We start from the raw sequence: 11,346 nt of genomic DNA, 5'->3' as shown, positions 1-11,346 counted from the left end.
TCACACGGTAAAAACCGGCACAGGATTGCACCAGCGGTCCTTGTATTCCCGGTCGGCACGACCGAAGGAAAACCGCAAAGGCTTGTCCAGGGCGCGAGCGTGTTCCCAGGCACTTTGGGTGTTGAGAAAACTCAGCACGCTACCGGGGCTGAACTCGCGGGTTTCAGGATCGACGCCACCGTTGATGTATTCGACGCTGATCCATTCCGGCGCTTCAACGCGGTAGACCAGTTGAATGGCGATCGGGGCATCGTTGAGGAAGATCACCGAGCCGATCAGCAAGTCGCGCAGCAGTTCGACCACCTCGCCCATGCGCTCGGCACCCGTGGCCGGGAAACCCCAACGGCGCTGGAACAGGTCGCAATAAATCGCCGCTAGCTCAGCACTGGAAAACTCGGAGACCGGACGCACAACGCCACCGGCTTCTTCCAGCAGACGCAATTCACGGCGCTGGTTGTAGCGGAATTTTTTCGACAGTTCTTCGGGCGTGCGCGCCATGGCCAGTTGTTCGGCCTGTAGCTTGATATCGGTGAATCGGCCTTCGCTCAGTGCCGACAAATAACGTCCGCGATGGCGCAGCGCAGCTTGTGCATCGGCGGCAGCCGGCAGAATCACCTCGGCATTGCCGAGGTCGAACAAGCCTTTTTTTCCACGGCGCTTGAGCACGTCTTTGGACAGCGCCAGATCGCGCCCCCAGGTCGGGATGGCGGCTTTCACTTCACCTTTCTGCTCCCAGGCCAGGTAACGCACCGGGATCTCGGCCAACTGCGCCAGGCGCTCAACCACCATGGGATGAGTCGCGACGCTACCGCCAAAACGCTGCCAGGCCTGTGCATAAGTCGAGGCGTCGACCAGCGTCCAGCCACGTTCGCGCCAGCCTTGAAATCGGTTGAGCATCAGCCCCTCGGTGCCAGTTCTGTGACGTGTGGCAAATGCCAGAAAGCATCGCGCACCGCGCGGTCGGAGAAGTGCTCACGCAAACGGTCGAGCATCATCTCGGCACATTGATGACGTTGCTGCTCGTCCATCGCGGCCAGATGTTGCAGCCCTTGAGCCAGACGCTCGGCATCGCCCAACGGGAACAGGATGCCGACCCCTTCAACGACTTCCCTCGCGCCACCACAAGCGGTCGCGAGCAACGGCACGCCAGCGGCCATGGCTTCCAGCAGCACCATACCGAAAGGTTCGTGATCGGAGCTCAAGGCAAACACATTGAAGGCACGGAAGTAGCGACGAGCGTCCGGCACTTGGCCGAGGAACAGCACCCGATCACCAATACCCAGTTCGCGGGCCAGTTCCTTGAGGTCCTGTTCCAGCCGACCACTACCTAGAATCACCAGTTGGCTGTTGGCCGGCAATTGCGGCAATGCCAGGGCAAAACCGTGCAGCAGCGTGGTCTGGTCCTTGTCCGGATGCAGCCGCCCGACATTGCCGACAATCCAGGCATCCGCTGACAGACCCAGGGTTTCCCGGGCTTCGCGAGCCGAGACCTGACTGGTCTGCATGGCCGGCACATCGATACGGTTATAGAGCGTCTGAATCCGCCCGGCCGGCCATTTCGGCAGGCAACTGCGCATGTCGTCACGCACCGCATCGGAGACCCCGAGCAGGCTGAGACGCTTACGGAAAATATGGGCGAACAGTTTGCGGGTGCCGCGTTGGTAATCGCCAAACGCGTGATGCACACCGATGACCGGCAGCGAGGTGCCGAGCAAGGCGATGTAGATCGGCTTGAAACGGTGGGCAATGCAGAAACTGAAGTTACGCGAGGCGGCGATCTTGCGCAGATCGCCGATGGCGCCCAGCTTCAGGCCACGAATGGCCTTGGAGCTGTACTCCATGAACAGCACTTCATCGGAAGCGCAGCCCGCAGCGACGTCGCTGTCGGCGGCCCCGGTCAGAAAGACCGTGGTCACTCGATAGCCAGTCCCCGCGAACAGGCTGGCGTACTGCCGGGCACAGTCCAGAAACGGGCCGTCATAGCCGTGACAGAACTGCAACACATGGCGTTCAGCCGAGCGAGTCATATGCGTCCGCGCCCTCTTTAACCACCAGGATGTCTTCCATGATCAAGTACTGTAGATCGGAACCGAAGAACATGTTCAGGGCATCGGTCGGCGAGCAGATCATCGGCTCGCCACGACGGTTCAGCGAGGTGTTCAGCGACACGCCATTGCCAGTCAGCACTTCCAGCGCTTTCATCATGTCGTAGTAGCGCGGGTTGTACTCACGCTTGAGCACCTGGGCGCGGGACGTACCGTCTTCGTGGACGACTTCCGGCACGCGGGTCTTCCACTCTTCAGCCACTTCAAAGGTGAAGGTCATGAACGGTGCCGGGTGATCGATCTTGATCATCTGCGGAGCAACGGTGTCGAGCATCGACGGGCAGAAAGGCCTCCAGCGCTCGCGGAACTTGATCTGGTGGTTGATACGGTCAGCCACGCCGACGGCGCTAGGGCAACCGATGATCGAACGACCACCCAAGGCACGCGGACCGAACTCCATGCGCCCCTGGAACCAGGCGACCGGATTGCCGTCGACCATGATTTTGGCGATGTTTTCCGGCATGTTGTCGAGCTTGCGCCAGACCGGTTTGCTCGGGTGACGGGCGCAGGCAGCGAGCACGTCTTCGTTGGTGTACGACGGGCCGAGGTAGACATGTTCCATTTTCTCGACCGGCACGCCACGGGCGTGAGACACATACGCAGCCGCGCCGACTGCGGTGCCGGCGTCACCGGATGCAGGCTGTACAAACAGCTCTTTGACGTCATCGCGAGCGATGATTTTCTGGTTGAGTTTGACGTTCAACGCACAGCCACCAGCGTAGGCCAGTTTGCCGGTTTCCTTGAGCACGTCGCCCAGGTAGTGGTCGATCATCTGCAACGAGATCTTTTCGAACAGCGCTTGAATGCTCGCAGCGTAGTGGATGTAAGGTTCGTCGGCGATGTCGCCTTCGCGCTTGGGACCCAGCCACTCGATCAGCTTCGGCGAGAAGTAGTAACCTTTGCCCTTCTCTTTGTAACGACGCAGGCCGATCACGTTGGCGTAGTCGGTGTTGATCACCAGCTCGCCGTTTTCGAACGAAGCCAGGCGCGAGAAATCGTATTTGCTGGCGTCGCCGTACGGCGCCATGCCCATGACCTTGAACTCACCGTCGAGCATATCGAAACCGAGGAACTCGGTGATCGCGCCATACAGGCCGCCGAGGGAGTCCGGATCGAAGAATTCCTTGATCTTGTGGATCTTGCCGTTCTCGCCGTAACCGAAGAAGGTCGTGGCGTACTCACCCTTGCCGTCGATCCCCAGGATCGCGGTTTTCTCTTTGAAACCGGAGCAGTGGTAAGCACTGGAGGCGTGAGCCAGGTGGTGTTCGACCGGTTCGATCTTGATTTTCTTCGGATCGAAGCCCAGTTGTTCAAGGCACCAGACAATCTTGTTGCGATAGCGCTTGTAGCGACGGTTGCCCATCAGGATCGCGTCGAGGGCGCGGTCCGGGGCGTACCAGTAACGCTTGGCGTATTGCCAGCGAGCCTTGCCGAACAGGCTGATCGGGGCGAATGGAATCGCGACCACGTCAACGTCGGATGGCTTGATGCCCGCCTGTTCCAGGCAGAACTTCGCCGATTCGTAGGGCATGCGGTTCTTTGCATGTTTATCGCGCACAAAGCGCTCTTCTTCAGCCGCCGCGACCAGCTTGCCGTCGATGTACAAGGCTGCGGAAGGATCATGGCTAAGGGCGCCGGACAGGCCAAGAATCGTCAATGCCACAGGGGTCTAGCCTCTTTAGTCTGCATGCAGGCGACAAGCGCCTCAAAAATTAATGTGCCCTCACAAGCAGCGAGAGACAGCTAAAGGGCGGGATTATAGCTTAAAAGCAGCGGCAAGCCTCTAGCGGGAAGTGGCAAGCCAGTGCGTTGACAGACCAAGGGCCTCGACATAGACTCCTGCGCAAATGGACTGGGGGATCCCGGTCGGCGTTTTGGCCTCGGTGAGTTTCACCGGGGCTTTTCGCTTTCTGAAAGTGGGAAAATTTTCAAACCCCAGTTTTCGAACCCCTCCCCAACATTATTGCGCCCACCGCTGCAGTAGAATTTCCGCTTGAGCACGTCAAAGGCCCGATTTTCTTGCCCGGCACGCAAAACGCTCATACCAATGGGTCTTGCAACAAGATCCGCTAGCTGTAGCCCCGTAGAATTCACTTGTTTGGCTGCAAAGACGATGTCGAACGGCAACTGAATGCCCAATCGGTTCGCGCCATCGCACATGCGACGAAACTCCAGTTCAAGCTCGTTATCCTCCCGCTTCCCTCTTCGCTCGAAAATCACATGAGTCAACGCACTCTGCTGATTCTTTTCCTGTAGAAACTCATAAAGCGTTTCCAGGCAGAAGCCGAGGGCGACGTGATAAGGATTGTGAACAGGACCTTGTTTTTCGCGAAGGGCAGCTTTGTCGATGACGCAACTGATCAAAACGAAATTGCTTGCCTCAATGATGCCCGTCAACTCATCAAGAAAGGCATGTTTGTGTTGCCTGGACGTGAACAGACTGGAGAACGCTCCCTTTTCTTTTCGAATCTCCAATTCATGCAGACCGATCAGGTCATGCCCCATGTGGTTGAATTTAAACTTCTGAAGGGCAGGAATAACCTTCTCGCAATAATGCCTTTTATGAAAAACACAAAATGCCAACACGAACATTGGATAGTTTGCATCTAATGCTTGCATCCCATGATCGCCGCTCTCATCGACATAAATTATGAAATCGCTGTATTTTCCGGATGGAGGTAAACGCTTTTTCGCATCGACATTAGCGTCGAACTCACTTTCGTTTTCAAAAAGAAAAAACTGTTGAGAATACAAAAGAGCTACCCGCGGCCTGCTCGACCGTAAATACCGAGATTTCCTTCGGTAACCTGACGGTAAAAGGTGTAGGGCAGGCAAACAGTGTCGAGGACACCGGACAAGGTCAGGTCCAGCAGTACAAAGGATGCAAGGTAGCCACCGGGTTCAGGCGGGGCATTCAAGTAGCAAAAATCGTAGGCCAGGCCGCTGTAAATGCGCGGAATGGTCTGACAGTAGGTTTTTTGTTTTCTGAGACTGCGCGCTGCGTCTTCGTCAGATTGCAGCACTGTGGCAGCGGTACCGCAGCCGGTTAGCGCGAGTGAGAAAGTACTGATCGCAATAGCCATTTTTATGGTCAAAATCTGCCCTCCGTGAACGTCAGGCAAACTAGCATCGCGGCTATTCAGGGCACAGTTCATGGGCTCTGTAGATCATGTAGGACGATTCATAAAAACTTGTCCTCTAATCTTGGCTGACCCATCGGACCCCATCGCGAGCAGGCTCGCTCCCACACGGGATCTGCGTCGTACACAAACCCCCTGTGGGAGCGAGCCTGCCCGCGAAAGAACCGAAGGTCCGATTCAGGCAGCGCCGGAGATGTCCTTGGGAAGACGCTGATCAATGACCCGATAAAGCGCACTACTCTCAGGCCAGTTACGCATGAACCGCGCCCGATCCCGCGCATACGCCGGAGCAAAGCTGCTCACCGAGGCATGCTGACTCATCGAATCCAGATCAATCAGCGCCCAGCGATCGCCCTGCCAGAACAGGTTGTGGCCCTTGAAGTCACCATGGCTGATGCGCTCGCCGATCAGTTCGGCAAACAGCTGGTCCAGCGCCAGCAGCTCCGCCTCAGGAGCGTCGCCGCTTTCTACGTAAGGCGAGAAGCGCTCGATGATGTCCTGCCCCGGCAAATACTCGGTCACCAGATACGCCCGACTGCGCAGCCAGAGAAAGCGCTTCTCCAGTAACGCCAACGGCTTGGGCGTGGCGATGCCGAGGAACGCCAGGCGATTGCCTTCGTGCCACGAGTGCCAGGCTCGGCTCGGGCGCCAGAAGCGCTTGAGCCAATGTGCAAAACCCTTGATGTTGTAGCGTTTGATCACCAGCGTCCGACCGTCAACCTCGACCTTTCCTACACTCGCGGCGCCGCCAGTCTTGTACAGATGACCTTGATCGAGCAACGCGTCGGCCTGCTCCAGCACCGGCAGCATTGCCGCTTCTTCCTCGCGACGAATCGCGCGCAAGGCAAACGCGCCGCGCTGGACGCTGAACAGTGTGCATTCGCGGCCGACCTTGATCAGGAAGTCCTTCAAGCGCCAGGCGCGAACCTTGTCAATCTGCTTCTGCAAGGCTTCCATCGGCAGGGCGTGCTCGCCGTTGCTCAACAGGTAATACACCAGCAATTCTTCGATGAACGGTTCCAGCGTCTTGGGCAGTTGCGCAAAAAACACGCCGAGGTTTTCCAGGACTTTGTTTCGTGACAGCGGCTGTCCCGGCGTTTCCGCACAGACGCCGCCGCCATCGATCAGGTACAACCGACCGCGCTGGCGCAACAAGTTGTCCAGATGCAGGTCTTCCTGCCAGAGCCCCTTGCGATGCATTTGGCCGATAGCACCCAACGCTTCGGCCAGCACGGCGCCTTGCATATCCGCCAGCACCGGCAAGTGTTCGACTTGTTTCCAGGTATCCCCCAGGCTCTCGGCGCCTTCGAGGAAATCGAACAACAGCCAGCCGCCCTCGCCTTCCTTCAAGCCATCGGCCAGCAATTGCGGCGTGGTCAGGCCTTGATCGGCGAGCAAGCGCACACCGCTCAGTTCACGCTGAAAATGCCGCGCCGCTTTGCTGCCGACCAACAATTTGGCCAGCACCGGCCGGCCGCGCCAGACACCGGCACCGACGTAACGCTGCCCCGGCAGGACCCGCAACAAACTCAGCAGCTGCAAGTCGGCGGGACCCGCGGCATCGGCCAGCGAAATGTTCATCGGCAGGCTCGGGCTGCGGCCGGCGCCTTTCAGTTCGGACAAGCGCATCAACGCTTCTCCTTGTGACTGCGCCGCGCGGTCAGACGCGAAACCCAACTGTCCACCAGCGAACTGTTCTGCGACTGATCGACATAGACCGCCAACAACTCGCGCAACTGCGCTTCGGTCCACTCCGGCGCACGACGCAGTAACGGCTCCAGGTCCTTGACCCGGTCACGTTGACCAAACAGCAGCGGCCGAGTCTTTTCCAGGTCGATCAACTGCGCCTGATAACCGTCGCCCGCCGCTTGCAGAAAAATATGTTTGGGATAGAAGCAGCCATGAACCTGACGCACGCCGTGCAGCCGTCGCGCCAGAACGCCACAGGCTTTGAGAATGGCCGAGTGTTGCACCTTGCTCAGGCTCGACCAGCGCTGCAACAGCGAATCGAGATCATCCCAACCGTCCAGCGCGCGAGTCAGCAGCACCGCGCGGACTTCACCATTGACTTTGCGCTCACCAAAAAACACCGCTTGCAGCGCCGGAATGCCCAGCTTTTGATAACGGCTGATGTTGCGAAACTCACGGGCAAAGCTCGGCTCGCCGAAGGGCGCGTGAAAGGTACGCGTCAGGTAGTTGCTCTGGCGCTTGAGGTAGAAACCACGACCTTCCAGATCCAGTCGAAACACGCTGCTCCAGCCACCGCCGACGGTGTTGGGCTCATCCACGGCGTCGAGCTGTTTGGCCCAGAGCGCATCGAACGTGCCGAGGCCATGGCGCTCAAGCAGTGCACGGTCTTCAGCGGCCAGAAAATCAGTCATTCGCGTCCCTCGAAAAATCTCACTACGTGCCGGATCCGTTTCTTGTCGGCGGCATTAAGCCGGTCACGCTGACGATATTGCAGATAAAAGCGCAGGCGCTGGGTGGCCGACAGGTGGTATTTGGCTACCTTGTCGAGGCAGGCCAGGTCTTTGGTGATCCGGTATTTAAGCCAGAAACCGTGCCAGAAATCACCATTGGGGCAATCGATCAGGAACAGCCGGGCTTGATCGTCGATCAACAGATTGCGCCACTTCAAATCGTTATGCGTGAAACGATGGTCGTGCATGGTCCGGGTATAAGCGGCCAACTGCCGGCTGACCGAGTCGACCCAGACGCGGTCCGACAATTTTGGATCGTGCCGTTCAGCGAGGGCCGACAGGTCTTCAGTCTTCGGCAGTTCGCGCGTGATCATCGCCCCACGATTGTAGGCCGCGCCGCGCCGCTCCAGCCCCCAGGCCACCACTTCAGCGGTGGGAATGCCCCACTTGGCGAAGCGTTTGAGGTTCTGCCATTCGGCCTTCACCCGGGGTTTTCCCAGATAACGGCGCAGGCCTTTGCCGGCGCCGGTGTAGCGTTTGACGTAGTAATTGACGCCGTTGCGATTGACGCGGATGACCTCGGACAACAGGTCGTGAGTCAGTCGCTCACCTTGCAGCGCAAACACCGCCTCAAGGCTGCCGAAATCTTCTGCCAGATCGCTATAAGCGGGCTCCAGTTTCCAACCCGCCATCAGAGTGCATCCCCATATCGCTGTTTTCGGTCATAAAGTTTATTGGCCTTGCCCTCAAGCCAGGCGAGCAGTGAGGCTTCCTCGGCCAGAATCTGGCGCAGCGGCTGCTGGAAGTAACCCTTGAGGAAACGCAATTTGTCGCGCCGGGTCAGGCCAATGTCCAGGGCCGAAAAGTACAGGGCCGCCAGATCTTTGTTGCGCCAGCGTTGAGTGATCGCCGGGCGGGTCTGGGCACGGTGCAGGTCGATCACCGAGAGTTTGAAATCGTCAGCGGTTACCGGTTTGTCGGTGTGCAGCAGGAAGTGGCAAATGTAGCAGTCGCGATGGTTGACCCCGGCGCGGTGCATCATGCCGGTCATGCGCGCGACTTCGGCAATCAGCGCTCGTTTGAGTTTCGGCTCGGGCGGGTTTTTGACCCAATCAATGCTGAAGTCTTCGAGGCTGACAGTCGGTGCCAGTTCTTCGGTGACGATGAATGAGTGCTGGTCCGCCGGATTGCTGCCCTTCTCGCCGTAAGCGACGGCGGTCATGGTCGGCACACCGACTTCTTTCAGGCGCTGAATGGCTTTCCATTCCTGACCCGCGCCGAGGACCGGCAGCTTGGCCGTCAGCAGGTTTTTGAAGATCTCGCCCCAGCCGATGCCACGGTGAATCTTCACAAAAAAACCATTGCCGTTCACTTCAGTGCGCAAGGTCCGGCGCGCTTCCAGTTCACGGTAAACCTCGCCTTCGAGGCCTTCGACTTCGGTGAACGCATCGCGTCCGGCCCAAAGGCTCTTGAACGGTTCAGCCAGCATCAACTTCATTAAGCGTGCTCCGCCAGAATCACATCGGCCGCGTGCTGCGGCATGCTGTAGAGGTCGGCCGTCTCGGCGAAGGCCAGACCGTTGCGGCTCCAGGCCGCCCGTGCTTGAGCGTCGTTCAACATGCCGGTCAGGTACTGGGTCAGTTGTGCCTGATCGAACGGCTCGTCCAACACCAGACCGGCGTCGGCCTCGGCGATGTAATGGGCATAACCGCACACCGCGCTGACCAACACCGGCAGCCCGGCCACCAAGGCTTCGAGCAACACAGTCCCGGTGTTTTCGTTATACGCCGGGTGGATCAACAGATCGGCACCGAGCAGGAAACGCGGGATATCGCTGCGGCCCTTGAGGAACGTCACGTTGTCGCCGAGCCCCAACGTGGCGCTCTGCATCTGGAATAATTTGGGGTCATCCTGGCCAATTACAAACAGCCGAGTGCGTTTCTTCAGATCAGCGGGCAATGCGGCCAGCGCCTTGAGGCTGCGATCCACGCCCTTGGTCTTGAACCCGGAACCGATTTGCACCAGCAGTAACTCATCGTCTTTCAGGTTGAATTCGTCCCGGAATCCGGCACGAATCTCGGCGGCATTGGCCGGCGCGCGACGGTCCTGGGAGATGCCCGGCGGCAGCAAATGAAAACGTTCCAGCGGCGTGTCGTAATGCTTGATGAACAGCGGCTGCTGCACTTCGGAGATCATCAGCACTTCGGTCTTGGCGTCCTTGGCGAACACCGCGCGCTCGTATTCGGCGAAGTGCCGGTAGCGGCCCCAACGGCGGTACAGAGAGTGACGCAGGTTTTGCGCCTTGTCTTCGAAGCAGCCGTCGGCGGCGTAGTAAACGTCCAGGCCCGGCATCTTGTTGAAACCGATCAGGCGATCCACGGGACGCTTGGCCAGATCCGCTTCCATCCACTCGCTGAGCTTTTCATTGCGCCGATGGTTGAAGAACGCCTTGACCGGCGCCACCAGCACTTCGAAACCCGGCGGAACGTCGCCCTCCCAGATCAGCGTGTAGACGCGAATCTGATGGCCGCGTTGCTGGCATTCCAGAGCGATCCGCATGAAGTCACGCTGCAAGCCCCCGAACGGAAAGTATTTGTACAAAACGAATGCCAATTGCATCAGCGCAGCTCCTCAGCCAGTAACAACGTGCTCAGTCGGGTCGCGACACGCTCGGGATTCAGACGCGTGAAGCACAGGGGCCACTCGCGTTTCAGGTCAAACTGACGGGCATCCTGGTCCGTCGGTTGGTACGTACATTTTTTTTGCAGGCACGGTGCACAGGGGAAGTCGCTGGCGATGTGAATCTGCGCTTTACCGTAAGCGCCGGTCAGGCCCGGATTGGTCGGACCGAACAGCGACAACGTCGGGACGTCGAGCGCCGCGGCCAGATGACCGAGGCCCGTGTCCACCGCCACGCAAGCCTGTGCGCCGGCCAATACCTTGCCGACACCGGCCAGGTTCAGCTTGGGCAGCACTTCGACATGGCGCAAACCAGCGGCGATGCGCTCGGCCCGGGCCTTCTCGATTGGATTGCCCCACGGCAGCTTCACAGCAACGCCCAGATAACCGACGCGCTCGGCCAGCTCACGCCAGTAGGCTTCCGGCCAGTGCTTGGTGTCCCACGTGGTGCCATGCAGGAACAGCACATACGGATTCTTGCGCGGCAGTTCCACCAGTCGCTCGACATTCAGGCCGTAATCGCCCAAGCCTTTTGGCAAGTCGTAGCCCAACGCCAGGGCGAACAATTGACGCACCCGCTCTACCGCGTGTTGTCCACGGCCCACCGCCAGGCGACGGGAGTAGAAGCGCGCAGCCATCGGCTCACGCGCCGAATCCTTGTCCAGCCCCGCGACCGGCGCCTTGACGTAGCGCGTCAGCCAGGCACTTTTCAGCAGGCCCTGGGCGTCGATCACCAGATCATATTTTTCAGCGCGAACACTTTGTTTGAAGCGCTTCCACTCGCCACTCTTGATGGTTTGCCAGATGTTCTTGCGCCAGCGGCGGATCGCCACCGGGATCACCTTGCCCACGGCCGGGTGCCAGGTCGGGATCTCGGCAAAGCCTTCTTCCACCACCCAGTCGAACGTGATGCCGGGAATCGCCCGTGCCGCGTCGGTCAGTGCCGGCAGCGCGTGAATCACATCGCCCAGCGAGGAAGTCTTGATCAGCAGAACCCGCAAA

11 protein-coding genes are annotated in these 11,346 nt (G+C 59.0%); all 11 read right to left on the bottom strand.

Annotated elements, in window-relative coordinates:
- Positions 1–897 (bottom strand): antimicrobial resistance protein Mig-14, encoded by an 897-nt coding sequence (locus KGB06_RS23735; RefSeq protein ID WP_223520081.1) that lies wholly within the window; start codon positions 895–897, stop codon positions 1–3.
- Positions 897–2,027, bottom strand: a complete 1,131-nt coding sequence (locus KGB06_RS23730) for a glycosyltransferase (RefSeq protein ID WP_223520079.1) — start codon at positions 2,025–2,027, stop codon at positions 897–899. Before KGB06_RS23730 ends, KGB06_RS23735 begins: the two co-directional genes overlap by 1 nt.
- Positions 2,011–3,768, bottom strand: coding sequence for a carbamoyltransferase (locus KGB06_RS23725; RefSeq protein ID WP_223520077.1), 1,758 nt, complete (start codon positions 3,766–3,768; stop codon positions 2,011–2,013). Before KGB06_RS23725 ends, KGB06_RS23730 begins: the two co-directional genes overlap by 17 nt.
- Before the next feature lie 227 nt (positions 3,769–3,995).
- Complete coding sequence (locus tag KGB06_RS23720; RefSeq protein ID WP_223520075.1) at positions 3,996–4,859, bottom strand: DUF3800 domain-containing protein; 864 nt, start codon at positions 4,857–4,859, stop codon at positions 3,996–3,998.
- A 5-nt stretch (positions 4,860–4,864) separates the two neighbouring features.
- Positions 4,865–5,200 (bottom strand): YceK/YidQ family lipoprotein, encoded by a 336-nt coding sequence (locus tag KGB06_RS23715; protein WP_223520073.1) that lies wholly within the window; start codon positions 5,198–5,200, stop codon positions 4,865–4,867.
- 222 nt (positions 5,201–5,422) lie between these two features.
- Positions 5,423–6,874: a lipopolysaccharide kinase InaA family protein gene (locus tag KGB06_RS23710; RefSeq protein WP_223520071.1), complete on the bottom strand. Its 1,452-nt coding sequence runs from the start codon at positions 6,872–6,874 to the stop codon at positions 5,423–5,425.
- Positions 6,874–7,626, bottom strand: a complete 753-nt coding sequence (locus KGB06_RS23705; RefSeq protein ID WP_223520069.1) for a lipopolysaccharide kinase InaA family protein — start codon at positions 7,624–7,626, stop codon at positions 6,874–6,876. Before KGB06_RS23705 ends, KGB06_RS23710 begins: the two co-directional genes overlap by 1 nt.
- The gene (locus KGB06_RS23700) at positions 7,623–8,357 is read right to left on the bottom strand and encodes a lipopolysaccharide kinase InaA family protein (RefSeq protein WP_223520067.1); all 735 of its coding nucleotides are present in this window, start codon (positions 8,355–8,357) and stop codon (positions 7,623–7,625) included. Before KGB06_RS23700 ends, KGB06_RS23705 begins: the two co-directional genes overlap by 4 nt.
- Positions 8,357–9,163 (bottom strand): lipopolysaccharide core heptose(I) kinase RfaP, encoded by an 807-nt coding sequence (gene rfaP, locus KGB06_RS23695; protein WP_223520065.1) that lies wholly within the window; start codon positions 9,161–9,163, stop codon positions 8,357–8,359. Before rfaP ends, KGB06_RS23700 begins: the two co-directional genes overlap by 1 nt.
- A complete protein-coding gene (locus KGB06_RS23690) occupies positions 9,163–10,284 on the bottom strand; it encodes a glycosyltransferase family 4 protein (protein WP_223520064.1) in 1,122 nt (373 codons plus the stop codon). The genes rfaP and KGB06_RS23690 overlap by 1 nt, the downstream gene beginning before the upstream one ends.
- Positions 10,284–11,345 (bottom strand): lipopolysaccharide heptosyltransferase I, encoded by a 1,062-nt coding sequence (waaC, locus tag KGB06_RS23685; RefSeq protein WP_223520062.1) that lies wholly within the window; start codon positions 11,343–11,345, stop codon positions 10,284–10,286. Before waaC ends, KGB06_RS23690 begins: the two co-directional genes overlap by 1 nt.
- Position 11,346: the final 1 nt, after the last annotated feature.

The sequence above is a fragment of the Pseudomonas sp. GL-B-19 genome, from assembly GCF_019956415.1.
Classification (GTDB): domain Bacteria; phylum Pseudomonadota; class Gammaproteobacteria; order Pseudomonadales; family Pseudomonadaceae; genus Aquipseudomonas.
This window is presented reverse-complemented; position numbering and strand designations above follow the sequence as displayed.

Coding starts and splice junctions, on each gene's coding strand:
- KGB06_RS23735 (WP_223520081.1), bottom strand. CDS start 897: ATGCTCAACCGATTTCAAGGCTGGCGCGAACGTGGCTGGACGCTGGTC.
- KGB06_RS23730 (WP_223520079.1), bottom strand. CDS start 2,027: ATGACTCGCTCGGCTGAACGCCATGTGTTGCAGTTCTGTCACGGCTAT.
- KGB06_RS23710 (WP_223520071.1), bottom strand. CDS start 6,874: ATGCGCTTGTCCGAACTGAAAGGCGCCGGCCGCAGCCCGAGCCTGCCG.
- KGB06_RS23705 (WP_223520069.1), bottom strand. CDS start 7,626: ATGACTGATTTTCTGGCCGCTGAAGACCGTGCACTGCTTGAGCGCCAT.
- KGB06_RS23700 (WP_223520067.1), bottom strand. CDS start 8,357: ATGGCGGGTTGGAAACTGGAGCCCGCTTATAGCGATCTGGCAGAAGAT.
- rfaP (WP_223520065.1), bottom strand. CDS start 9,163: ATGAAGTTGATGCTGGCTGAACCGTTCAAGAGCCTTTGGGCCGGACGC.
- KGB06_RS23690 (WP_223520064.1), bottom strand. CDS start 10,284: ATGCAATTGGCATTCGTTTTGTACAAATACTTTCCGTTCGGGGGCTTG.